Raw genomic sequence first — 24715 nt, forward strand, 5'->3', positions numbered from 1 at the left:
GGGCCGTCCGGCCGCGCTCCTACGGTCGACGCCATCACCACCGAACACCTCGGACGGACGGAGAACGGCCATGCTTCTGGAGAACAAGACCGCGGTCATCTACGGCGGCGGCGGATCGATCGGCGGCGCCATGGCGCGCGGCTTCGCCGCCGAGGGCGCGCGTGTCTTCCTCGCCGGCCGCACCCCGGCGACGCTCGACGCGGTCGCCGACGACATCCGGGCCGCCGGCGGCCTTGCCGAGACGGCCCGCGTCGACGCCCTGGACGGCGACGCCGTCAACGGCTGGGTCGACTCCGTCGTGGAGACCGCCGGCAGCGTCGACATCTCGGTCAACGTCATCTCCCACGAGACGCTGTTCGGTCCCCTGATGGAGCTGCCGGCCGACGCCTTCGCCCGGTCCCTGGAGAAGATCGCCCGCACCCTCATGCTGACCACCCAGGCCGCCGCCCGCCACATGGTCAAGCAGGGCTCCGGCGTGATCCTGCACTTCGGCGGCTCCGACAGCGGGAACCGCTCGCCCGGTCTCGGCAACGTCCAGGTCGGCTGCGAGATGGTCGAGGCGATGCGGCGGCAGTGGGCGTGCGAGCTCGGGCCGCACTCGGTCCGCGTCCTGTCGATGAAGACCGGGGGCGTCGCCGAGTCCATGCCGGACGGCCCGGAGATGGCCCCGGTGAAGCAGCAGATGGTCGACGCCACCCTCCTCAAGCGCGCCACCACCCTCGCGGACGTGAGCCGCATCGCCGCGTTCCTGGTGTCCGACCACGCCGCCACGATGACGTCGACGCAGGTGAACATCTCCGCCGGCGCCCTGGTCGACTGATCGGATTCCCGCCCCTGCGCCCCCGCCTCACAGGTTGTTGTGGGTGTCGTGCCTCGGGCGGGCGGGGGTGGCAGGGGCGTTCGCGGTCGGCTTGCCGGACGGCTGGTGCCGCGTGCGGCGGGAGAGCGGGATGTAGAGAAGCATCAGTGCTCCTGCGGCGAGGAGGGACAGGCCGGACGGAAGGAGGAAGCCGAAGCGAAGGCCGACGGAGGCGCGGACGTCGATGCCGGGGGAGCCGTCCAGGCGCATCACTGCGACGGACCACGTTCCGTGTGTCTTGTTCCAGTTCAGCGTCCGGACGCCTGGTCCTGAGGACGCCGCTACCCAGAACGGCTGGCGCGCGGGTGCGGACGCCGCGCGGGCGGCGCCCGGGTGCCGGGTGAAGATCGCCCGGAACGGAGAGAGGTCCGCGGACGCGAACTCGTCGTGCGCGACGGTGCGCAGGTAGGCCTCGACCTCCTGCTTCGGTCCGATGCCGACGAACAGCCGGGTGCGCGGGTCGGCGGGCCGTACCACGATCCTGACCTGCGCCAGTTCGCCCACGTCGGGATCGGGATCCGCCGGACGGGCCGTGTCCGAGCCGACGTCGATCTCGTCGGTCTTGAGGGCTGCGGTCGGTGTGGTGAAGCGGTGCTCGGCAGTGCCGAAGCGGCCGCCGGAGTTCGCCTGGAGTACGCCCCCGGTGGTGAGGGCGGCGCCGGCCGACGCGGTGACGGCGGCGGTGATGGCGAGCGTGATGCGGACGGGGCGCGAGCCCGCGGGGAGACGAGCCATGCTCTTCCTCCTTCGAGTAGCACAGTCGTGCTAAACGCAAAGTAGCACGGCTGTGCTAGAAAGGGGAGATGGCGAAGGTGGATCCCGAACGGCGCAGGGCCGATGTGGTGGAGGCGGTGTGGCGGGTCGTCCGCCGCGAGGGCCTGTCGGCGGCCTCGGTCCGCAACGTGGCGCAGGAGGCCGGCCTGTCGATGGGGTCGCTGCGGCACTACTTCGCGTCCCAGTCGGAACTGCTGTCCTTCACCCTGCGTGCGGTCATCGAACGGATCGAGGCGCGGATCGCGGCGCTGCCGCAAGAACCCGATCCGCGCCGCCGCGCCGAGCGCGTCCTGCTGGAACTACTGCCGCTCGACGCGGAACGCGCCGCCGAGAACGAGGTGTGGTTGGCCTTCACGGCGCGCGCGCAGGTGGACCCCGAGCTGCGGGCCGTCCATGACCAGGGCTACGACGTCCTGCGGGGCGGGTGCCGCCGGCTGGTCGAGGGGCTGGCCGGAGAGGTGACGGGTCTGGACGTGGAACTCGAGACCGACCGCCTCCACGCGCTGCTCGACGGCCTCGCGGTGCACATCGCCATGCGGCCCGACGCCCTCACGCCCGACCGGGCAAAACTGATCGTCGCGCGCCACCTGGACGAGCTGACACGGTACGCGTGCTGAGTGGGGATTTGGTCCTGTTCGGTGCCAGGATCAGGTGTCGCGCCAGCACCGCCGGCGACCGGCGCCCGATGAACGCGGCCGCCCGATGGTCGACGGGCGACGCCCTGCTCGCCATCGCGCCGGCCGGGTGCGGCGATGCTCCGCGCGATGCGACGCCGGTGCCGTCGGTGTCGGCCGAGGCGGCGCCGTTCGTGCTGGCGCCGGACAGACCGCCCGGGTTGTTCCTGGAGTCGTTGCGGCCGACGCCGCCGGCCGGCGACCGCCTGGTCGTCTACAGCGAGCCGGGGCGCGGTGATCCGCTGACCGGACGGGTACTGGCGCTGACCCGCCAGGACGACCGCAACGGTGACCTGCCGGAAGGCGCGCACGCGGTGCGGATCAGCCGCTTCGGGAAGGGACGCTTGGGGCGGCAGGGGGGCTTCACCTGGATCGGCTGGAACGGCACGGCCGAGGAGGGCGAGGATCCGCCGTACTACGGCGTGATCGGCAAGGGGCTCACCGAGCACGAGTTGCGCTCGGCGGCGGACGCCGTGGACGAGGAACACCTGCGGATCGCGCCTCGCGGAGAGAGCGAGATACGCCGGATCGCGGCGTCCGGCGCGCGCCTCACGATCGCCACGAACGCGTTCACGCTGCCGAAGATGGAGCAGATCGTCCAACGGCTCGGCGGGACCGCCATCGAGGGCATCTCGTCAGCCGCCGACCTCTACGCCGTAGCCGAACCAGTACCCGCACGGCTTCCATTGAGGTTCTGGGATGGAGGTATCCCCTTCCGAGATGGGAGGGAAGTACTCGATTTCCACCCATGGTTGGAGCCACACCCCACGCCGCCCCGAGGCGATGAGCGCGTCGGCGTCGACGACCACACGCCAGGTGAAACTCCCGTCCCAAGGGGGCGGTAGCCCAAAAGGCCCGGGACTGTCCTTCGCCGGCTGCACGCTGAACCAGCCGGCCGATTCCGGGTCCGGTGCTCCGATGTTGAAGCGCAGGGACGCGTCCATGCCAGGACCACGGAACTTGAACAGGATTTCGCGGCCGCCGCCGGAGAGATCGAGGTAGGTATCCGGATATGACGTCGCTCCCCATCCCGGCGGGAGCGGCCGGGAGAAGCGGCCCTGTTCGCTGACGGCCGGTGCGAGGCCAGGTGATCGCACGCGTCCCCGCAGGTGGTGGCGCTCGTACCCGCCCTCGGCCGGCATGGTGATCTGCACGGCGGCTTGGACGTACGCGTTCGCGGGCACCGTGAACTGGTCGGTCTCGACCCGGAACCACGAAGCCGGGGTCCCCTCGTCCGGCAGGACGTCGAAGGTCGCGGTGACGGCGTTCGTGCCCGTGTTGTGGATGACGAAGGTGATCGTGCCCCGCAGATTCCCCGATCCGTCGTCGGCAACGTTCACGTCGATCGGCGGGGTCTGGCCCAGTCCACCGGTGTACACCGAGATCTCTAGTTCACCCATGGTCGTCCCCTTCTGGCAGCCATCCGCCCGGGATCGGGATGTGGTCGATCAACACCGTGCGTTCGGTCAGCTCCGGCGGTTGCGCGCCGAGGCCCTCCGCCGGGGCCGCGAGATCGCCGAGCGGAGTCAGGTCCTCGACCTCCCGCACCCGCAGCCGCAGCGGCCGGCCTCCGGGCGGGAGCGGCAGCTCGATCGGCGTGCCGGACGCGTCACCGGTCCGCGTGAACGCCGGCAGCGGGCGCCACGCGGGCAGGCCGGGGTCGGCGGCGGGGTCGACCGCGATCAGCTCCGGTGCCGGGCCGCCGTCCGGGGCCTCGTCGATGCCGACCTCGACCCGGTTCGGCGGCTGCGGCCCGACGCCGTGCACCCGTACGAGCAGCCGTCCCCCGGCGCGCTCGACGACGATCTCCCGATCGGGCAGGAGCGGCACCCGCTCCGTCGTGACCACCGGCGACAGTTCCAGCGCCGGCAGGCTGTACGGCTGGTAGCGGGCCACGGCCAGCCGTACGAAGGGCCGGTAGGCGCGCATGTCGGCGGGCGGGGTCAGCACCACCTCGGCGCGCCACGCGTCGCCCTCGAGGGCGACCGGGCACGCGATCACCGATGCGGTCAGCTCACCCCCGGGCAGCCGCAGCGAACGGGCCTCGCCGCCGAACCACTCGGCCCCCGGGTACCGGCCGACGCGCGGCGACGCGTAGACGGGGTCTCCGGCCAGCTCGGTGACCGATTGCGCGGCATCTCCGGGGCTCTCGGACGCGACCACGCCCAGGCACTCGCCCGCACCGGTCGCGTACCAGGGGCGGGCCAGCTCGACCACCAACCGGTTGCCGGAGCGGCGGCGTACGATCCGGTCCGGCCCGGTCTGCGCCGACCAACGGAAACCGGGCAGCACCGCAAGCACCTCGGGTTTCGGCGGCCGGGCGGACGACGGCACCACCACGGTGCGCGGCTCGCCCATCAGCTCGAACGCCTCCGGCGGGTCCTCCGGGGCGAAGTACGGCCGGTAGCGGCTCACCGCCTTCGCGGTATAGGTGACGTCGCGATGCCGGGTGTCACCGAACTGGTGCGCGAAGCGCAGTCGCGGCGCCTGGTCACGGTCCACGTCCTGGTCGTGGACGTGGCCTGCGGTCATGGGCCGTACGGTGTCATCCGACCATTCCTCCCAGGCGGCGGCGACCTCGACCCTGCCCGTGCTGGCGGTGTGCAGCCCGTTCTCGGCGAACTCCGCCGTGACGATGGCCGCCGTGTCGCCCTCGCCACGAGTCGCCTGCAGCTCGCGCCATACCGGGGCGATCCTGGGCCGGCGTACGGCGTGCACGGCGTGCACGGTCACCGGGGGCGAGAGCAACGGGTGCCGCCCACGGAGCGCGTTCCCGCTGGTGACACCGCCGGCGGCGGCGCGCGGCCCGAGCCACTCGTGGACGGCGAAGTGCGGGAGGAGATCCGGGGTGATCGTGGAGGAGAGCTCCACGTCGGCGCTCTCTCCGGGGGCCAGGTCGATCCGCAGCCGATCGCCGTTCTCCCAGCTGAGCGCGACCGGGGTGCTCTCGGGCACGTGGTCCCCGACCACGACGGTCTTGGCGTCGGTGCCCGGCCAGGGGCGCCAGTCCGCCGCCGACCACGGCCCGCCGGCGTACGCGGCCACGCCGGCCGCCGCCGGGTCCGGCAGAGAGAGCGCGGGCTGGTCGCCGGGTTCGACGCGCAACGCCTGCGCGGCGAGCCGCCAACTCTCGGCATCGGTCATCGAGTCGAGCACGCCGTGCTGCTCGATCAGCGCGAACGAGGCCGCCGGGGGATGCAGCGTGCATGCGTCCCGTGCGGCGTAGCGGGGTTCGGCGGCGGCGAACTCCTCCGCGGTCATGCCCTGGTCGCTGCGGATCACCAGGCGGTCGACGGCCGCGCCGGGCAGCGGTGCGGAGTCCACGTACAGGCGGGGCGGCGCCACCGGCTCGGCCCGGCGGTAGGCGATCTCGTCGCTTGCGCGGTCGTCGGCGACGGCGTCCAGATCAGGGCCGCCGCCCGCGATGTCCGCCACCCGTACGCGCAGGCGGTAGCGCCGGCCGAAACGGAGCCGGGGGAGCGCTCCCTCCGGCACGTCGAAGCTCCAGTCCAGATTGTACGGGGCGGCCATGCGCGGAGCGGCGGCCTGCCAGGTCCGGTCGGGACGGTGGGCGAGTTCGGGAGGCGGCACCGCGAGGCTCCAGCCGTCCCACCGCACCACGATCTCGTCCGCGCGTGCCACGCCGTCCTCGCCTCGTACGGCGGCCAGGTGCTTGACGTGGCCCTCCTCCCGGCGGCCCCGCCCGGTCCCGATCTCGATACGGTCGCCCGCCGCGTCGAGCACCGAGTAGACGGCCTCGCGTGCGCACAGCGACCGCCACTGGGCGTCGTCGGCGTCGAACACGTCCACTCGGTAGCCGAGCACCAGCTCGGTGGCGTCCAGCTCGTCCTCGGCGTTGCCGCCGGTGGCGTGGACGCGGTTGCGGGCGCGCAGGGAGGCCCGGTCGAGTCGGTCTTCGAACTCGCGTTGCCGGTCAGGACGGATCAGCATCAGCCCGGCCGACCGCAGCGCGGGCAGCTGCGCGCCCGGCCCGTTCGGCGTGGAGGGCCCGGACGGATCGCTGCTGGTGCCGGAGGCGAGCAGCCGCGCGGCCGCCCGCAGTCCGATCACCCCGCCGTCCACGTCGAAGGTCGCGATCGCCCACGGTGGCGTGCCGCGCGTCTCGTCCACCAGGTCGATCCGCGGTGCGTGCGACAGGTCGACGACCCCCCGCCGTATGTCACCGGCCCGTTCGGGGTCGGCGCCCGGCCAGAAGCCGTCCGTGGCGAGCTCGTACCACGTCCACGGCGAGGTGAGCACGAGGTCGGTGCCGGAGGCGCGCACCGACAGCCGATCGCCGCCGTCCAGCTCGTCGGCGTCGATCAGCAGCTCGAATACCAGCCCGAGGTCACGCAGCACCTCCGGATGCTCGCGGATCAGCCCGAACGTGCGCCGGAAGTCCATGGCCGAGTCCAGCAGCGGCGAGTCCCGCGGCGGTTCCGGCGGAGGGACGGCGGCCCACGGCTGCAGATATCGCGCCAGGTCCGGTGTGCCGTCGGGCTCGGCCAGCACCTCGCTCGCCTCGCTGTACGTCAGGCCGATCCGCTGGGCGTCGCCGTATCGGGGCGTCACCACGGCCCTGTCCGGCTCACGCAGGCCCGCGAACAGCCTCGCCGCGTCGCCCCGGAACACGGCGTCCCAGACGTCCTGGTCGGCCACGGCGTCGTACAGCACCGGGCGGAACCGTCCCGCCTGTACGCCTGCGGGATTCTTGACGTACAGCCGGAAGTCCAGGTCGTCGAGCAGGACTTGCGGCCACCCGTCCAGCCCTTCGGCCGTCAGGGAGTCGCCGTCGAGCCTGGGGACCACGACGACCCGCAGCACGGCGGGTCGGCCGATCTCGTGGCCGGGCACGTCGGCCGGGTCGAGCAGGCGGTTCGGGACCGCGATCAGCACCAGGTCACTCATCGCTCCGGCCTCGGTAGAAATGGACTCCGTCCTCGCAGGCGATGGCGAGCACCTTGCCGTCGGCGGTGAACCCCAGGTCGTGGGGAACGCCGGCCGCCGGACCCCACCAGAACGCGTCCGCGTCGTCGCGATCCCCGCGCCCGACCGCCTCGCCGTCAAGGTCGAACATGTACAGGTACGGCTGCTCGGTCGCCACGAGCAGGGCGCGTCCCTTCGGATAGAACGCCAGCCGGGTGACCGGGTACGGCAGCCGCCACGCCGTGTGCGCGTCACCGGGGGAGGAGACCGAGGCCACCCGCACGTCGTTGCCCGCCGCGGTCGCGAGCAGCCGGCCGTCCGGGCTCACCACCACCCGGTCGATCCCCGTGGGATGGGGGACCGTCTCGGTGAGGCCGGTACGGGTGTCCACGAGCACCAGCGCGGCGTCGGCGTTGCTGCTGGTGATCACCAGCGTGGCGCTCCCTCCGCCGGGCGAGGCGAACGCCAGAGACGTGATCTTGCCGTCGACGTCGATCGGCTTCCCGGTGATCTGCCCGCCGTCGTGGTGCAGCAGGCGGCAGCGGCTCCGGCTCGCCACCGCGATCACCGCGTCGTCGGGCGGTTCGGCCGGAAGCACCGCGACCCGCTCGAGCGGTTCGTCGAACTGCACGCTCGTCGGGTCCTCCTCGTTGACGTCGTAGAACCGCAACCACGTGTCGCCGCGTACGTCGACGAGCCGCCGGGCGTCGATGAACGCCGCGTCGCGCGGGACCCGGGTGGCGGCGGAGGGCTGCCGCGGCCAGGACTGCAACGGCGTGCCGAGCAACGTACGGGCCACGAGTCTCGTGTCGGCGAGCCACACCGCGCAGTGGTCCCCGCCCGGGCTCACGGCCAGGCCGAGCACCCGCGCGTCCGGCTCGCTCTTGTACAGGGGCGTGGCGTCGTCGAGCCTGCGGAAGTACTCGAAGCCGCCGGCCGCTTCGCTCGCGCCGACCACGCCGATCCAAGTCCGCTCCCGCTCCGGTGCCTCGGAGTCCGGGATCGCGGCGAGCACCATCCGGTTCGGGGTGCCGCGCCGCTCCCATTGCTGCCGGAGGGTCCACGCGGCCGCCGCGACGCTGTCGATGTCGTAGCAGGTGACCCGGTTGCCGCCGTACAGGGCGATCCGGGCGCCGGAGGGGCTGAACTCGATCCGGCCGTCCTCGCCGTCATGCCGCCAAAGGCAGGCGCCGGTGCCGGCCTCGAGCAGCGTCACCCCTGGGCCGGACGGGGTGGCGTTCACGGCCAGCAGCCCGCCGTCGGGGCTGTATCGGACGCAGCGTGGCCTGCCCGTTGCCGGGGCCAGCCGCAGCGTACGGAAATCCTTCGACGGGGCCAGTCCGGGCAGCGTCCGGACCGTGAGCTCGGAGCCCGAGGCGTAGGCCACCGACTTCCCGGACGGACTGGTGGCGATGCCGTGGTAGCCGACCGAGTCTCCGGCCGGGAGCCGGAACTCGACGTACCCGTCGCCCTCGAACTCCATGATCCAGCCAGAGGTGTCGGGTTCGCCGGCCGCTCCGTCCCACCAGAAGTACTCGCCCACCGCGAGGAGGATCGCGCCGGCGGCCCACTTCAACTGTTGGCACTCGCCGGGGAGGAGGCGCGTCTGCTTCGAAGGTCGCGGCTCGCCGGTGGCGCAGTCGACGATCGACGGCGGCGAGCCGTAGGCGAGCAACGAGGGCGAGCCGTCGGGGCCCAGGGACCACGGCTGGCTCAGCAACGGCGACACGGACCGGCTCCACCCTGCGGGATCGCCCGGCTCCATCGCGTAGGCGAGGAACCCGTCATCGGTCCACGCCAACAGGAACGGATCTCCGACGTCGCCGAAGGCGAGGTCCCTCGCGCCCTGGTACTGCCGCTGCCAGAACCGTTCACCGGTGTGCACGTTCAGCCCCACCAGCCGCTGGAACGGCTCGGTGTCGTGCGGAACCTGCATCCGTTCCGCGTACGCGCAGACCCCGTACGCGGCCTGGACCGTGATCGCGGTGAGGGTGCCGCGGGGCAGGCCGCTCGGATCCTCTCCCCACGCGGGCTGAGCCTGCCCGCCGGGCACCGACAGCTTCAGCGGGGGATCCGCGGTGCCGGTACGGGCGGCCAGCAGATGATCGCCGTCCGTCCAGAACAGCCGGTCCGGGGCGAACGGCAGGTCGAACTCGGCGACCGGGGGGACGCCGCTCACGGCTCCTCCTCCGAAGGCGCGGGCGCGAAGCGGCTGCGGTACCGCCGCCAGTTCTCCAGCCCCGGGTCGTGGTCGCCGTCGGCGGTGAGGGCCGCGAAGGCCGCGGGCCGGGCCGGTGCCGGCGCGTCCCCGCCGACCAGGCGCCATTCGCCGCTGTCCAGTTCCACACGCTCGGACCAGAACAGGACCTCGATCTCGAGGATCACGGTGGCGCGGCCCACCAGGTCGTTCGTCGCCGACCGGTAGGTCAGCTCCAGCCTCAGCTCCACCGACACCGAGACCAGCCCCAGCACGTCCAGGGTGCCGCCGATCCGCAGGTAGCCGCTGACCTCCAGTTCGCCGGAGTCCCAGACGAACCGCACCCCGCCGAGGATGTGGGCCTCGCCGCGCGCGACGTAGAACTCGACGGCCACCAGCGCCCCGAACTCCAGCGCCGCCTCCAGCCGCCGCAGCCCGTTCTGGTCGGCGGCGAGCTCCAGGTAGCCGCCACCGCCGAACGCCATCACGGTCAGCACGAACGGGTTCGTCCGGCCGGAGAAAGCGAGCACGACCTCGGGTGGTGCGCCGGTGAAGGACACCTCGACGCCGGCCCTGAACAGCATGTTGCGCATCACGAAGACGCCGCATGTCACGGCGGGCAGCGGCAGCGCGTAGTCGACCGCGACCCCGCTGGTGGACGGTGTGATCTTCGGCCCGGCGTCGCCGATCCCGACGTTGTCGCCCAGTTCCTCGAGCAGCTTCAGGCCGCCCAGCAGCTTCGCCCCGAGCCCTTCGACGGTGAGCCCGTCGGGAGCCGTGCCCTGCCCCGGCGGCTCGGGCCCGGTCCGCCGGACGTACGTCACCTTCGCGAACGACAGCTCGAGCAGCGGGTCGGACGTGGGCAGCCGCAGCCCGAAGTCATGCAGTGTGCTGGTGACGCTTGTGCCGGTGTCGGACACGACCACGTTCAGCTCGAGGCGGGTGGTGTCCCTGGCGACGAATCCCGGGAGGTTCTTCCGGAACGCGACGGCGCCCGGCTGTGACCAGCTCATCGTGACGACGGGACCGCGGCCCGGCCGCATCTCCGCGGTGATCATCGGAGGCACGTCGATCCGTTCGATGATCTCGCGCAGCGGGTAGCCGAGCAGGCCGGCCCCGACGTCGAACAGGTCGGCCGGGGAGGACACCAGGGCGCCCGCGGCGGCCTTGACGGGGCCGTAGTCCCGGGAGATCGCGTTGAACCGGTACGCCAGCGCCGCCAGCCCGCCGGAACGCTCCGCCCGCCCCGTGAAGCCGATCGGTATCGCCTCGCCTGCGGCGAGCTCCAGCATCGCGTACGCCGACTCGCCCTGCTCGGCGAAGGCGTCGGTGTACCGGAACGGGTGGTAGGCGTCGGCCTGGTCCAGCAGCCGTCCCAGCGCCGGCAGCGTCACCTCCAGCTCCTCCAGGACGGCCCCCGGATCGGCACGGCCGAACCGGCCGCCGAGCGTGAAGCCGCGGACCAGGTGGACGTCCGCCGGTGCGGCCTCGGGCGCCCGGACGAGGTCGAGCGGGGTGGGCGGGATCGCGACCGTGACCCGGCCGTAGAACCTCCCGAGGTCCTTGGCGAGCCGCGAGGTCGCCTCGGTGTCCAGCGACCGGTCCGCGACGAACACGAGCGGGACCTCGAGCCGGACGGGGCCGTTCGGCGCGTGGCACACCACCGGGAACAGGAGGGGCCGCCCGGCCGAGGCCATGGGCCGGAAGTACGTGTCCCTGTGTTGGCCGTCCCCGGCATCGAAGCTCTGCCAGTCGGGATGCTCCAGCTCGGTGAAGACGGTTCGGGAGATCTCCACCTCGTCGAAGGGGAACCGGCGGCGGATGGCCGGGTCCTCGGACCGGCCGCGTACCGGCTCGACGATTGTGAGCTGGTACGCGTGGCGAAGCACCGCGACCTGCTCGGCCGCGTCGAAGGCGCGCACCACCGACTTCTCGTAGACGGCCCGGTGCCCGAACGGGTAGAGGTAGCCGCGGGCGAGGAAGCGGACGGACATGTCCCGGCCGAGTACGGCGCTGTGGTCCCATTCCGCCTCCGGCCAGCGTCCGGAGGCCACGAGGGAGCCCCCGAGCGCGCTCAGCTCGAACAGGCGCGACCGCGCCGGCGCCTTGCGCGTCAGGTCGGCGAGGGACTGCCGGGCGAACCGGTCGAGCGCCGGCACGAAGTCCGGAGGATCGCCGATGCCCGCCGCCGTCTCGTCCACCACCACGAGCTCCACCTCCGAGCCGGGCTCGGAGACGTGCAACCGGGTGCGCCACAGCGGGTTGGTCTCATCCGGGATCGCGCCGACAGGGTGGCCTGCCCGCAGCGGGTGTCCGCCGTGGGCCTGGGGGCGTACCTTGAGCCGCCACGGCAGCTCGACCACGCTTCCGGCGTTGACGGCGAGCTCACCGGCGGCCCGGACCAGGCCTTCCACGGTGAGTTCCACCCTGTTCCCGGCCGGCACGACGAACCGCAGCGCGCTCGAGCCGGACAGCCGCGCCCGCCGCCGCCCGGCGGCCCCGGCGGTCTCGGCGATCGTCTCCTCGGCCAGGTGCTGTGGCGGAAACCAGAGCGTGAGAACCCCGCCGCCCGGGTCGGCCACCAGCGCCGCCCCTCCGTCGGTGACGGTCATGCCGGACCATTCCACCCCCAGCAGCAGGTGGTCCGCCGGTCGCGCCACCAGCGCCCTGATCATCGCCCCGTCCCCGTCACATCACCCTCATCTCACGAGGTGACTCCGAGCGCGGCCGCCGCCGCGGGGAAGTCACAGGCGTAACCGGTGGTGTCATCGCCCCGATGCAGAACGTGGGATCGACCCGCGCCTCCCACCGCGACAGCTCGGCGAGACCGCCGTCGTCGGCAAGCGCACGCAGCATCTCGGCGGACAACTCCATGGCCACCTCCTGGAGGGGCTAGCCACTCAGCCGCACGGACGGCTGCATCGCGGGCGAGATACTGCGCGTGGCGCGAAACCCACCCCGTACAGGCCAGACTCCGGAGTGGCGATCCTGGAGTCAAGACGCGCAAAGCGCGTGATGGCGTTTAGGCCACACATGGCCTCACTTGGTGAGGCATCAGCGGCGACCGCGTCGGGTGTGCAGGAGCCTTTCGGCGCCGGGCGGGGAGCCGGCCGCCGAACGCGACGGCCGGGATGACGGAGGGGGCTGGAGTTCAGCAGGTGAAGGAGGCCCCGTGTTCCAGGATCTCGATCTGGGTTCGCTGTGGGGCAAGGGCCTGGAAGAGCTGGTAGTGCAGTTGCCGGTGGACCGGCGCGAGACCTGCCTGGTGGATCGGTACGACGAGTTCGGGTTCCAGGGCGCGCATGAAGTCGATGCCGTCGCTCGGTTTCATCCAGGGTCCCCCTGTGGGAAGCAGCAGGAGCTTGACGTCGCCGGACGGGGCGTCGAAGGCGTCGCCCGGGTGCAGGACCATGTCCTGGAAGTGGTATCCGTTGTTGGCGACGGCCGGGAGGTCGGGGTGGATCACTGCGTGGTCGCCGCCGAGCACCTCGATCGGGGTGCCGTGGTCGAGGGTCTGTCCAGGGATGGCGGTGTGGTGGTCGATGCCGGCTTGCGCGAGGCGCTGCGCGCTGCCGGGGTCGACGATCAATCGGGCGCGCGGGTTGTCGCGCAGGAGCCGCGGCAGCCGGTCGAGGTCGAGATGGTCCGGGTGCTCGTGGGTGACCAGGACGGCGGCGAGGTCGCGGACGGTCTCGAAACCGGTGGGCTCGTCCAGCGAGGCGAAGGCGCTGAGCGCGGGCGCGTGCGTGTGGACGACGCAGCCGACGTCCTCGCGCGCGGCCATGATCTCGGTGTGGATGGGGTACTCGATGTGCCGCGGGCCGTCGCCTTCGAGGACCTCGCCGTCCCCTGCCACCAGGACGACGCGGTCGGCGTCGGCCTCCTCGAAGCCCCAGCCGGCGGCTTTCATCCACACTCCGCGTCCTTCCGGGTCGCGGACGGCGGCGTGTCCCCACACCATGTCGGTCAGTCCCGCGGCGGCCAGCGCCCGGCCGGCGCGCACCACGGTGCCGATCGCTGCGGTGGTGGACGTCATCGGTGGCTCCTCTCGTCGGGCGGCCGGACCGGGGCGGACGGCCCGGTCCGGCCGCGTCCTGGTTCAGCGGGCGGTGGCTTGGCGGACCAGCGGGATCACCTCGATCGCGAAACGCTCGCGGGCCTCGGCGTCGCGGAACATCGCGTTGACGAAGGTGAAGCCGGCTTCGACGATCGCGGTGACCCGCTCGGCGATCGCCTCGGCGCCACCGGTGATCTCCGCGGGTGGTGGCGGGTCCGGACCGCCGAAGGCGACGACGATGTTGGCGGCGCAGGTGATCTCGTCGGGGTCGCGGCCCGCGGCCCGGGCCGCGTCCAGCACGGTGTCCCGCATCGCCACCGCCTCGTCCAGGCTCAACCGCGTCAGGGAGGGGATCCAGCCGTCGGCGGTGCGGCCGGTCAGCCGGAGCGCCCGCGGGCCGTAGGAGCCCAGCCAGATCGGGATGTGATGGGACGGCCTGGGCTCGATGCGCGCCCCGTCGAGGTGGAAGTGGTCGCCGCTGAAGGACACATCGGGCTCACGCCACAGCCCGCGGACGATCTCCAGAGCCTCGCCGAGCGCGGCGACCTTCTGCCCCGGGGTGCGTTCCGCCAGCCCGAACGCGGAGAACTCGCGGTCGTAGCCGCCGGTGCCCAGGCCGAGCACGAGCCGCCCTCCCGAGAGCCGGTCGAGGGTCTCGGCCATCTTCGCGGTGACCGCCGGGTGACGGTAGGGCAGCCCGAGCACGTTGGTCATGACCTCGATGCGCTCGGTGGCCGCGGCCGCCCATGTCAGCGCGGTCCAGGTCTCCAGGGTCGGATGGCTGGTGTTCAGGTGGTCGCTGAGGCAGAACAGGTCGTACCCCAGCGCCTTGGCGCGGCGGACATCGTCGGCCAGCCGGGCGGGGTCGAAGGGTTCGAGGCCGTAGGTCGCGCCGAAGCCGACGCGCTGCCCTCGGATCGTGCTCACTTCCGCCGGTCCCGGTACCAGTCGAGGGCGGCGGGGTGCAGCTCGACGCCGGGCACCAGGTCCGGTTCGACCGCCGTGTAGGAGATGCCCATGGCGTTGTCGAGGAACTCGGGACGTTCGAGGGCCTTCAGGATCGCGCGGACCAGTTCCGGGTCGGTGTCCTCGCGCCCGTACACGTACTGGTGCCGCCAGCCGATGGTGGGGATGGTCCTGTCGACGCCCGGATACAGCCGCTCCGGGATGGGGACGAGCTGGGCCCCGAAATTCTCCGCCACCGCCCGCAGCGCATCGTCCTCCAGGTCGAGGAAGTTCATCATGCGGACGTTGGCCAGCACGTTCGTCCACGGCGAGGCGAGGTTGACGAACATGAACACGCCATTGGCCAGGCCGTTCTCCAGCTGGTAGTGGGTGTAACCGCTCAGCGGCCCCGAGGCCCGGTCCGCGATCCACTGGGCGGGCAGGCCGTCCTCGGCGGGCTCGTGCCTGAGGTCCCTCGCATAGGGCGGCGGGTCATCGCCTCCCCAGTCCCGCAGCGCCCGCGTGGAGAAGCCGTGCAGTTCCAGGACGCGTTCGCCCCACGCCCGCAGCAGCTGGTCGCCGGGCGGCGTGATCGGCTTCCAGGGGAACCTCTTCTCACCGATCTCCCGCAGCGTCCGGACGCCGGACTCCGCGTCGACCGCGGCCACCAGCCAGGTGGAGAGGTTGACCGCGGCGATGACCCGCAGGTGCCCGGCGTCCAGGTCGGCGAGCGGTCCCCGGCCGCGGACGGCCCAGTCCACGAACGGCGGCATGGTCACGCCGATCTCGCATTCGCCGGCGGCGACGGCCCGCACGTTCAGATGGTCGTAGCGGGACCAGTCGATGTCGAGCCGGACGCCCTCGGACGGCAGGACCCGCCCCAGGCTGTCGGCGACCTCCCACCACAATGAGCCCACGAGGCTCGCGGCCGCCTTCACGGTCCTGGTCATTGCGCGTGTTCCTCCTTCTCGGGTGCCGGCGCCGGACGTCATGCCTGCTCCTGCTGGTCCCGGGCGTGCGATTCGTAGGCGGAAGTGATCGTCAAAGGGCGCTCCACGTCGATGTTGAGCAGGTACGTGGTGAACCGCTCGGGCCGCTCGGCGCTGCTGAAGGGATTGGCGTCGGGGCCGTGGTGGGCGCCCTGCGGGTTGAGATAGAGGGTCCCGTCGCGCGGGCCCGCGCCGGCCTGCTCCCCTTCCGTCCCCACCACGAACGCGATCTCGTCGTAGTCGACGTTGCGGTGGTAGGGCGGCACGAACGAGGAGTCGGGGTCACTCTGCATCGGACGCGGCGTGAACGTGCAGATCAGGCAGCCGGGAGCGGTGAACGTGGTGTAACCGCTGGGCGGGATGTCCAGCCGCTCCGCCGAGATGGACCGGATGTCGTACATGCTGAGCTTGAACGGGGCCGTGCTGCCCTGCCAGCCCACGACGTCGAACGGGTCGAACGGGTAGAAGATCGAACTGAGCCGGTCGCCCCGCTTGACGACGACCTCCCATTCCCCGCCTTCCGCGTCCTCGGCCGGACGCGGTTCGGGTGTCCGCAGGACGCCGTAGTCGAACGGCACGTACTGGCCGAGCAGCCCGCGTTCGGGAAAACCGAGAGGCCCGGTCGTCTGGACCAAGTAGAAGATGTTGTCCCGGCTGTCGGGCTCCAGGCGGTAGGTGATCCCCTTGGGGACGGCGAGGTAGTCGCCGGCCTGGAAGTCGAGGGGGCCGAAGTCCGTCGTGAGCCGTCCGGTGCCGCGCTGCACGAAGATCAGATCGTCGCCGTCGGCGTTGCGGTAGTAGAACGGCATCGGCTCGGATCGCCGCGAGGCGTAGACCGCGACGTCGTCGTTGTACATCAGCTTGGTCGGCAGTGCCCGCGGATCGGTCGCGTCGGGAAGCTCCAGCTCCCTGACGTCCGCGACCGTGTTCCTGAAGTCGCCCTCGATGCGGGTCCAGGCGGTCGCCGGGTGCCGCCGGTACAGCATCGCCTGGTCGCCGGCGAAGCCGTGCCGGCTGTACTGGTCCTCGTAGGTTCCGGCGGGGCGTTGCGCCTGCCCCTGGCGCGAGACGACGCCCTTGGATTCTCGGAACACGCCCATCAGTTCTTCCTTTCCGGGGGAGACCGGCGCTGCGGCGACGGCCGGCGCGCGCGTCCGCCGTGCCGCGGCTCCGGCCCGCGGCGTCCGCGGACGGCAACTTGTTCGCAATGCGGACTGTTCGTGACGCGAACGAAAGTAGTGCGCACTGCGAACAAATGTCAACTACCATCGGAGGCCGGAGGTGCCCATGACCACGACCGCGGAGGCCGGCGCGCGACTCGGGACGGCCGCTGCCCTGGTGCGGCTGTCACACCTCGTGCAGCACGTGTTCGCCGACGTCAGCCGCGACCACGGCCTGACCCCGCAGCAGACCCACCTGCTGTGCCTGCTGGTCGACGGCCCCCTCGGGATGACCGAGTTGCGCCGGCTGCTGAACCTGGAGAGATCCGGCGTCAGCGGGCTGGTCGACCGGGTCGAGCGCCGCGACCTCATCGCACGCCGCCCCGATCCCGCCGACCGGCGAGCCTGCCGGATCGCGCTGACCGATCAGGGCGCCCGGCTCGCCGAAGAAGCACATCAGGACGTGATCACCCGGCTGGAGACGCTGCTCGAGGAGGTGCGGCCGGCCGACCGGACGCTCCTGACCGCGGTCGTAACGCAACTGCTCGCGCGAGACGGCGCCGAGACGGGACGCCCCTGGCTCTCACAAGAGCGCTGAACACGTCCTCTGAGCTCGCTGGTCCTATCGGGGTAACGCGCATTGCGAACGGCCCCGTAAGGAGCCGCATCGGTTCCGGGGCCGTTCACATTGCGCCCCGGCGGTCAGGGCTCGCCACCGAGGGCAGCACGATGAGGAGGCGACATATGAGCACCAATCGGCGCGGAGACCTCCGCCCGCGTCACCGCCGAATGCGCCCCCGCAGCTCGCCGTCTCGCACGCCGATCACCCCTCTGCGGACATCGTCATCACCCGGCCCCCACCCGGTGGTCCAGCCGGTGCACATCGCGCCGCCGCCCGGGACGTGGGCTGCCTGATGGAGCGCCGACCTGGACGACCCGAGCCGCCTACGGCGGAGGTCCGGCGTCAATCAGTGTTCGGCGTGAAGCCATATAGCTCGCGGAGTCTGCTCGCAATAGCGCGCGATGCGGCCGTAGCGGCTTCATAGAACTCTCGGTTGTAGTCGGTATTGCTCCCAGATTCGCGGGACCAGTACATCGGATAAGCGGCACTCGTCAGTCGGTCCACCGCCTCGATGACCGGCGGGTCCAGCAGAAGAGCGGACTCGTGACTGCACCTGACGTTGGCATTCATGGCCGCCGCCTGCAGCTCCCGGCCATCGTCTCTCTCACGCCAATCTTCGTCTGCGGCTTCCGCCCTTGCTCGAGGAATGGCGATCGCGTTCACCTTGCTGAGGAGATCATGAATGGCCGCATGTATGGAGCGCAGTCCATCGCGCTCGAATGTGATTCGGTCCAGATGCTCGGCTTGCTGACGCTCTGCGTTACGGACATCCTGCGCGTTCCGTCTTGTCCAACGAGTGCGGGCCATCTCAAGAAGGAAACTCGCAATAAAACCGAGGACGAGTGTGATCAAAGGCAGCAGCACGGTGACCATGCCGTCCACCATCCCCGTTCGAACCAGAGGCTGTCCAGAGCTGCACACCGTCGGCCAGGGCACGAGCACAGACGAAACCTGAACCCCATTCAGAGCCGACCTGATCGCCCACTACGCCCCCGGCCGCCCGTAGCGCATCGGCGACGAACCATCCTCCGCAGCATCGAGGCGCGGGCACCATCACTACCTCCACCAGGAGGTCTTTCTGCTCCACATCGCCGAACGACCACCATTCCGTCTGAGCAGGCGAACACCCTCCTCACCATTTCGCGACACAGCCCCGAACCGACCCACCGGTCATTCGGCTCACGAACCTGGCTGCTCGCCGTGGCGGCGCGCTGGCCACAGGCGCCGTCCTGCAACTGGCCGCCGCCGCGCCCCTCGACGCTCTCGGACCCGTTCCACTACGTAGTGTTCGCGGTCTCGATCTCCATCTGCCTTCTCCGTGCCTGATAGGGACACGACCGGTTGGGGACTTTGTGGGCAGCCCGGGCGAGGTCGTTAGGTTTCGGCGAGCGGGGCGAGTTGGCGGCGTACTCGGCGCAGCAGAAAGAGTGCAGGGACGAGGTGTGGCCAGGCCGGTCTCATAGGCGATGATCACGAGGTGGACCCGGTCGCGGGCGGCTTTGGTGAGCAGGCGGGCCACGTGGGCTTCGGCGGTGGCGATGGTGATGGCCAACTCGGTGACGATCTCAGGGTTGGTCAGGCCGCGTCCGATCCGGGTGAGCACCTCGCGTTCCCGCTCGGTCATTCTGTTCGGTGGTCCTGCCTGGGGGAGCAGGTCTGGACGGGCGGCGAACTCCTCGATGAGGCGGCGCGTGACGCTGGGCGCGATCAGGCCGTCCCCTCCGGCGACCACGCGGAGGATGTCCTCAGCGCCGTGTCTTTGACCAGGAACCCGCTGGCGCCCGCCCGCAGCGCCCCGTACACGTAGTCGTCATCATCGAAGGTGGTGAGGACGAGCACGCGCGTCATCGTGATGCCGGGATCGGTGGTGGTCACGCGCGTGGCCCCGATACCCTCCGTGCCGAGCATGCGGATGTCCATCACGACCACGTCGGGCCGCATGTCCGCGGATGCTAATAGTGGCACCGCCCCTGGAGTCGGTTCGTGGGACGGCAGCGACCTTTGCCTCACCTCTGACGTGCTTCCGGGGCTGCCTCTGATGTGGGCACCTGTTCTGGCAGTGGAAGTCGCGCCGTCACGCGGAAGCCGCCCTCGGGGCGAGGTCCCGCGCTGAAGTGACCGTGCAGCATTGCGACCCGTTCGCGCATTCCGGCGATTCCGTACCCGGTTCCTTCCACTTGCCAGCCGCGCCCGTCGTCGATGACTTCGATCGATACTTCGTCGTCGCGCTGGTCGATGGTGACGCTGCAGTGGTCGGTGCCGGCGTGCCGCACTACGTTGGTCATCGCCTCCTGGATGATGCGGAACGCCGATAGTTTGATCTCCGCGGGCAGCGGACGCCGTTGTCCTGTCCACTGCAGGTCGGCGCGTACACCGGCGTGTGCGGTCAGTGTGGCAAGGCGTTCAAGATCGGCCAGGCCCGGTGTCGGATCAAGCGGAGCCGCCTCGGGGTCGGTACGGCGTAGGGTGCCGAGCATCCGTCGCAGTCCCGCCAGGGTGTCCCGGCTGGTGGCCTCGATGGCCGACAGCGCGTTGCGTGCCTCCGCTGGCTGGGTGTCGATGACGCGGCCGCCGACACCGGCCTGGATGGCGATGATGCCGATGCTGTGCGCGACCATGTCGTGCAGCTCGCGCGCGATCCGGAGCCGCTCTGCCGTGACGGCTCGGGCGGTCCTTTGTTCTTCTATTGCCTCGGCGTGCTCGCGGCGTTCGTGGACTGTGTTGCCCGCCATCCATGCCGCCCCGGCGATCAGCACCACGAACATCACCGTCCGTACCAGGGCGGGCGATTCGTTCAAGTAGAAGGCCACGACCAACAACTGCGCGCAGAGCGTCATGACGACCGCCGCGATCGAGGTGCGGCGGGGACGGGTGGCGGCGATGAAGCCGATCGCCAGAGCGTTCGCCAGCATCATCAGGTACGCCAACTGCCATGAGAACGGCGCGGTGCCCCCGACAGCCCAGGCGGTGAACCAGGCGGTGAGCATGAACGCAGTGCCTGCCAGCGGCCGATGCGTCAGCAGGCCCGCCGGTAGCAGAAACAAGAGGGCGGGAATGAGGAGGCTCAGGCCGTCCGGGCCTCCGCCATTGAGCAGCGCGATGGCCAAGAGCACCGGGAATGCGGTCGCCGCGAGCCACGCCGGGCCCTCTCCGATGACCGCGACGTGCCGGTGCGGCGTCCGTGGAGGCGACGTAGCTGGCATGCGCCGATCGTAGCCAGCGGCCACGACCTGCGGCATTGGCCTTCGGGCGTAGTCCCTCGGGCTACCACCGCATGCCACGAACGTGGTCGACGGCCCGATGCATCCCCGATCGCGCTGAAGCGACCGTTGGTCGACTCACTGAAGATCGACCCTACGGAGCGTCCTGAGAAGCGATGGGCCAGTGGCGCCATTCTCGTCCTGTTGGCAATCCAGGCCGTCGCAGTCCTGTGGTTCGCCATCGGCTACGACGTCCTGGATTCCCGCATCTACTGACTGGGCGCGCATGCACTCCAGCACGATGAGCGTCTGTACACCTAGCAACTGGTGGCGCACTGGTTCACTAACACCCCTTCGCGGCGGTGATGTCCACACCGCTGGGTGGGCTGGTGTCAGTTCTTATGGTCCTGTGTGAACCGGCCGAGTGCCGTGTGGGGCGGCTGAGTTCACTAACGCCTACGGTGGCTCCTCAACTGGCTTCCCTGTCGCCCCCAAATCAGTGAGGTGTTCTACGGCGAGCAACAGCGCCGTCGGTGGTGAAGCCCGCTGCAGGGGCAGTCGCCCGTGGTCCGTGTCGATGGAGTGGACTCCAGACGTCAGCGCCCGCCACCCGGGGGAGTGAAAGGCTCAGGAGGCGAGCAGTGAAACCGCCTGGTTCACGGCGGGGTCCTTGCCCTTGGAGACGTCTGCTGCGGTCAGTGGCCGCTGGTGGTCCGGGGGAACGCCGATGGTGTCGATGATCTCGCCGTGGGCGCCGAGTGCGTACTGGGCCGGGAGGGTGAGTGTGCTGGTGTTGTCGTTGAGTTGGTAGTCGAAGGACGGGCCCGAGGAGGCGCCAGCCGTGCGGGTGCCCACCAGCGTGCCCAGCTTCAGGTCTTTGACGGCCGTGGCGAACAGGTCGCAGGTCGAGGCGCAGTTGCCATCGGTGAGGGTGACCATCGGCAGGTGCAGCAGCGGGGTGCTGTTGTCGACGGGTTGGGGGTCGCACTTGCCGTCGGCGTCGCAGAAGTCGACGTAGTTGGTGTTGTGGGCGAAGGCGCCCAGCAGGGTGGCCGCCTCGGCTCCCCTGCCGCCGGGGTTTCCGCGCAAGTCGATGATGACACCGGTGATCTTCGTCTTTGCTTGCAGGTCGGTGATGGCTTTGAGCGCTTCGTGGGCGACGCCGGGATAGAACTGGCTGAACTGGATCTGCGCGATGCTGCCGTGTACCAGCTTCGCCGACACACGCGCCGGTGATGCGGGCAGCACGCAGGGCGTGACGGTGAACGTCCGGGTGTGGCCGGTGGACGGGCGCTGCACCGTGATGCGGACCGGGTCCTTGGTGGAGGAGGCCACACGCAGGTAACCCATGACTCCGGCGTTGAAGGTGCCGTCGCTGAAGGGCGGCACGCCGTTGACGGCGCGGATGATGTCACCGGGTTTGAGTCCCGCCGTGGCGGCGGGGGAGTCGGCCGTGACGGCCTTGATGAACAACGGGGCGGTGTAGCGGGATGTGTCGCCGCCCGGGTCGTTCTGGTTCAGGGTCAGGCCCAAGCTCAACGATTGGGCGGCCGCTGTGCGAATGCGGGCGTGGTTGTCGTGCAGGGCGGCGAGCATGCCCTTGATCGCCGCGACGGCCAGTGCCGAGCGCACCGACTGCTGGTCGGACGCGGCGGCCAGCACCGAGCCGAGCCGGGTGCCGAAGGCATCCCAATCCTTGTCGCGGTCGCCGCTGAGGGGCGGCATGACGGCGTCCGGCTGGTCGATGCCGCGCTTGATCAGTTCCGTCACCACGGAGTCGAACGCGGACTGCAGTAGCTGCCGGTGGTCGAGCTTCGAACCCTTGTAGTAGTTGTCGATGATGCAGTAATACGCCTGCTGCACGGTGCTGACCGAGGTGGGCGCCGGGTCCGCAGGCGTGGTCGTAGGCCCGTTCTGTCTCACGCACTGGGCGGGATTGGCGGCCGTATAGGCGGCCAGGCGCGGGCTGGGGGCCGCGGTCATGCCGACTGCGGCGACTCCGGCGGTCATGGCGGCGCTCACCGCCATGAAGAGGTTTCGCTTGGTGGTTCTCACGTTGTGCTCCTGTGTGCTCATGCCAGATAGAGCGGCGCTGAAGCCTGGCCAGGCGTAAATGGGAGTTTTAACGAACGGGATGTTTCCTTGCTGTTAGCAGCCGCTGAGAAAACTCGGGCTGAGCTTCCTTTCGTTTCAAGTGCTCCACCGATGCCTCGTGCGGCATGGCTAGGTATCGCGGCCATGACGGCACCTCGTCCCGGGGCTAGATGCGGGGGAAACTGAGTGGACTTCCCCGGCACCAGAAGGCGAACAGGTCGGCCTCGTTCTTCAGATCGGCGTCCGGCCGCTCACGGGCGTGCAGTGCACAACGGATGTGCAGCGGATGCCGCCGACCGAACTCAGCGCGTGCAGACCGCGCAGGGCCTCGTGGGGCGGCGAGCAGCCGAAGGTCACCGTGCCCTCCGGCCGCCCGCAGCCTTAGGCATACGTTCACCGGAACTCCGCGAGTATCCGATTAACTCATTCTCCGGGTCTGAGATGACGCCGATCTGGGGCCTCACCGAGGGCGGGAAAAAAGGGCGGGCCGGGCCTCCCACGTGCTGTCCTGGGTCGTTGTCTCCGTCCCTGACCTGTCCTTCGGGCTGTCGGGCTCCGTCGCAGCATTAGGCGGGACGAACGCGATGGCCCACTGCGTGGAGGCGCTCTACGCTCCGGACGCTGACCCGATCTCGTCGCTCATCGCGGAGGAGGGCATACGCCTGCTCGCCACCGGGCTGGGGACCTTGGGCGCCGCTACGAGCACGCGGACCGCGCATGCCGATGTCCTGCTCGGCGGGCACGGCCCTGCATCACAAGATCTGTCACATCCTCGGTCGGTTGGTGCGTTCTCGGCACTGATGTCGATGTGGACCTGGCTTTGGTGACGAGATCGAGTGCTCGATGGGCGCTGTTGGTGAGGTGAGCGGGGTGGGATTTGCCCTGCATCAGCAGGTCGTTGACCGAGATTCGGACGGGGGCGAAGGTGGCGATGTTGCCGTAGACAGCCAGTCGGCCATGGGGGCGCGGTCTTCGAGCTTTGTGCGGCGGGCGGTCCGCCGATGGGTTCGAGGTCGCACCTTGAAGTGCCCGTCGGCCAGTGCGGCGGGGAACTCCGCGACGACCGGCATGAGCGGGCCGCAGTGCCGGTGAGTTACGCGATTTTCTGGGCGGTTCCATCGGCCGCGGACCGTTCGATGGCGGCAAGGAGCCGGTGGTGGCGCAGGGCGGTCTCGAAACTTGGGTGTGGCTGCCGGTCTTCGGCGATGGCCTGGGCGACCTCCTGGTAGAGGGCCGCTATGTTGGCCGGCGGGCCGGACCGGACCTCGGTGGGGACGGTGCGATAGGTGTCGGGCACGGCCACCGGGTCGTCTCCGATTCTGATGTCCCAGTCGCCCCAGTGGATGAACGTTCCACGCTGGGCCGGGGTGGCGGTCAATGTTGTTTCGCTGCCGACGAGTTTGAGCACGAATGCGTCCTGGATGGGGCCGTTGCCTCCGTGCACGGCGACGGACGCGGTGGCGCCGCCGACCAGCAGCCCGTGCAGCAGCACGTGGCTGGGTGTGGCGTTGGGTGCGGTCTGTTCCGTCCCGGCGACCAGCACGCGGTCGTGCGTGCGGGGCAGCCGCGCCGAGACCTCGGTCAGCGGGCCCGCGACCCGTTCGAGCGCGGCCAGGAAGTGGCCGGCCATGATGGTCAGGATGTTGGTCCCCTCTGAGGGGTCGAGGCCGAACACCAGATTCGGCCATATCCGGCTGCCGCCCCAGGGCGCGCCCTCCGCCACCAGCGCGGCCGATTCGAGCGCGCCGATCCGGCCATCGGCCAACAGGTCGGCGACGAAGCGGGCGCTCGGCGAGTGGTGTCCCTGGAGGACCACCGCGTGTACGACGCCTGCGGCGACGGCGGCCTCGGTCAGCTCTCTCGCTTGGTCGGCGTCGACGCCCAGCGGCCACTCCGACACCACGTGCTTGCCGGCCTTGAGCGCGGCCCTGATCACAGCGGCGTGCCCGGAAGCCTTCACCGAGACGACGACCAGGTCGACATCGGGGTGCTCGGCGAGCTCGGCCGCGTCGGCGAAAGCGTGCCGCACGCCATGAGCGGCGGCCGTCCGGTCCGCGCTGGCTTGATTGGTGGTCGCGACCGCGGTCACCTCGAACGCCTCGAGTGCGGCGAGTGCGGGTAGGTGCGAGCCGTCCGCCCAGCCGCTGGCCCCGACAACTCCGACTCGGATCATGCGCCCCCCTTAGTTGTGTACCTTCCGGTATGAAACTAGACCGGC

The 24715-nt window shown here is 70.6% G+C and carries 19 protein-coding genes; 4 read left to right on the plus strand and 15 right to left on the minus strand.

From position 1 onward, the window contains the following. Positions 1 to 70: 70 nt before the first annotated feature. Positions 71 to 820: an SDR family oxidoreductase gene (locus amrb99_RS03375; protein ID WP_190852042.1), complete on the plus strand. Its 750-nt coding sequence runs from the start codon at positions 71 to 73 to the stop codon at positions 818 to 820. Between the two features lie 27 nt (positions 821 to 847). Here the strand turns inward: amrb99_RS03375 and amrb99_RS03380 are convergent, their stop codons facing one another. Then, positions 848 to 1594: a hypothetical protein gene (locus amrb99_RS03380; protein ID WP_190852044.1), complete on the minus strand. Its 747-nt coding sequence runs from the start codon at positions 1592 to 1594 to the stop codon at positions 848 to 850. Positions 1595 to 1662: 68 nt separating this feature from the next. Between amrb99_RS03380 and amrb99_RS03385 the strand changes: the two genes are divergently transcribed. Both amrb99_RS03385 and amrb99_RS03390 read left to right on the plus strand, forming a co-directional pair. Beyond that, positions 1663 to 2250, plus strand: a complete 588-nt coding sequence (locus amrb99_RS03385; protein WP_190852046.1) for a TetR family transcriptional regulator C-terminal domain-containing protein — start codon at positions 1663 to 1665, stop codon at positions 2248 to 2250. A 68-nt stretch (positions 2251 to 2318) separates the two neighbouring features. Further along, on the plus strand, positions 2319 to 3152 hold the full coding sequence (locus amrb99_RS03390; RefSeq protein ID WP_190852048.1) for a hypothetical protein: 834 nt from the start codon (positions 2319 to 2321) through the stop codon (positions 3150 to 3152). Positions 3153 to 3699: 547 nt separating this feature from the next. On the opposite strand, the gene amrb99_RS03395 is transcribed toward amrb99_RS03390, so the two are convergent. The 8 genes from amrb99_RS03395 to amrb99_RS03430 form a co-directional block, all read right to left on the minus strand. Continuing rightward, positions 3700 to 7215 (minus strand): hypothetical protein, encoded by a 3516-nt coding sequence (locus tag amrb99_RS03395; protein ID WP_190852050.1) that lies wholly within the window; start codon positions 7213 to 7215, stop codon positions 3700 to 3702. After that, on the minus strand, positions 7208 to 9412 hold the full coding sequence (locus amrb99_RS03400) for a WD40 repeat domain-containing protein (protein WP_190852052.1): 2205 nt from the start codon (positions 9410 to 9412) through the stop codon (positions 7208 to 7210). The genes amrb99_RS03395 and amrb99_RS03400 overlap by 8 nt, the downstream gene beginning before the upstream one ends. Continuing rightward, a complete protein-coding gene (locus amrb99_RS03405; protein ID WP_190852056.1) occupies positions 9409 to 12105 on the minus strand; it encodes a hypothetical protein in 2697 nt (898 codons plus the stop codon). The genes amrb99_RS03400 and amrb99_RS03405 overlap by 4 nt, the downstream gene beginning before the upstream one ends. A gap of 13 nt (positions 12106 to 12118) precedes the next feature. Continuing rightward, a complete protein-coding gene (locus amrb99_RS03410; protein ID WP_190852060.1) occupies positions 12119 to 12304 on the minus strand; it encodes a hypothetical protein in 186 nt (61 codons plus the stop codon). Positions 12305 to 12581: 277 nt separating this feature from the next. Further along, the gene (locus amrb99_RS03415; protein ID WP_190852071.1) at positions 12582 to 13466 is read right to left on the minus strand and encodes a class II aldolase/adducin family protein; all 885 of its coding nucleotides are present in this window, start codon (positions 13464 to 13466) and stop codon (positions 12582 to 12584) included. Between the two features lie 63 nt (positions 13467 to 13529). After that, positions 13530 to 14414 carry an LLM class flavin-dependent oxidoreductase gene (locus tag amrb99_RS03420; protein ID WP_190852074.1) on the minus strand — a complete coding sequence of 295 codons (885 nt, stop codon included), beginning with the start codon at positions 14412 to 14414 and terminating at the stop codon, positions 13530 to 13532. Further along, positions 14411 to 15382 (minus strand): TAXI family TRAP transporter solute-binding subunit, encoded by a 972-nt coding sequence (locus amrb99_RS03425; protein ID WP_190852077.1) that lies wholly within the window; start codon positions 15380 to 15382, stop codon positions 14411 to 14413. The genes amrb99_RS03420 and amrb99_RS03425 overlap by 4 nt, the downstream gene beginning before the upstream one ends. 38 nt (positions 15383 to 15420) lie before the next feature. After that, on the minus strand, positions 15421 to 16521 hold the full coding sequence (locus amrb99_RS03430; RefSeq protein ID WP_190852079.1) for a homogentisate 1,2-dioxygenase: 1101 nt from the start codon (positions 16519 to 16521) through the stop codon (positions 15421 to 15423). 187 nt (positions 16522 to 16708) lie between these two features. On the opposite strand from amrb99_RS03430, the gene amrb99_RS03435 reads away from it, so the two are divergent. Continuing rightward, a complete protein-coding gene (locus amrb99_RS03435) occupies positions 16709 to 17179 on the plus strand; it encodes a MarR family transcriptional regulator (RefSeq protein WP_190852081.1) in 471 nt (156 codons plus the stop codon). 366 nt (positions 17180 to 17545) lie between these two features. On the opposite strand, the gene amrb99_RS03440 is transcribed toward amrb99_RS03435, so the two are convergent. The 6 genes from amrb99_RS03440 to amrb99_RS03465 form a co-directional block, all read right to left on the minus strand. Next, positions 17546 to 18076 carry a hypothetical protein gene (locus amrb99_RS03440; protein WP_190852083.1) on the minus strand — a complete coding sequence of 177 codons (531 nt, stop codon included), beginning with the start codon at positions 18074 to 18076 and terminating at the stop codon, positions 17546 to 17548. A 259-nt stretch (positions 18077 to 18335) separates the two neighbouring features. After that, positions 18336 to 18827 carry a LuxR C-terminal-related transcriptional regulator gene (locus amrb99_RS50545; RefSeq protein ID WP_241755213.1) on the minus strand — a complete coding sequence of 164 codons (492 nt, stop codon included), beginning with the start codon at positions 18825 to 18827 and terminating at the stop codon, positions 18336 to 18338. Positions 18828 to 18910: 83 nt separating this feature from the next. Continuing rightward, positions 18911 to 19144, minus strand: a complete 234-nt coding sequence (locus amrb99_RS50550) for a response regulator transcription factor (protein ID WP_241755178.1) — start codon at positions 19142 to 19144, stop codon at positions 18911 to 18913. Between the two features lie 65 nt (positions 19145 to 19209). Beyond that, on the minus strand, positions 19210 to 20406 hold the full coding sequence (locus tag amrb99_RS03450) for a sensor histidine kinase (protein WP_241755179.1): 1197 nt from the start codon (positions 20404 to 20406) through the stop codon (positions 19210 to 19212). Between the two features lie 624 nt (positions 20407 to 21030). Continuing rightward, positions 21031 to 22458, minus strand: a complete 1428-nt coding sequence (locus amrb99_RS03455; RefSeq protein ID WP_190852087.1) for a S41 family peptidase — start codon at positions 22456 to 22458, stop codon at positions 21031 to 21033. A gap of 1132 nt (positions 22459 to 23590) precedes the next feature. After that, positions 23591 to 24670 carry a Gfo/Idh/MocA family oxidoreductase gene (locus amrb99_RS03465; protein ID WP_190852090.1) on the minus strand — a complete coding sequence of 360 codons (1080 nt, stop codon included), beginning with the start codon at positions 24668 to 24670 and terminating at the stop codon, positions 23591 to 23593. Positions 24671 to 24715 lie beyond the last annotated feature (45 nt).

It is taken from the genome of Actinomadura sp. RB99, from assembly GCF_014706005.1.
Classification (GTDB): Bacteria; Actinomycetota; Actinomycetes; order Streptosporangiales; family Streptosporangiaceae; genus Spirillospora.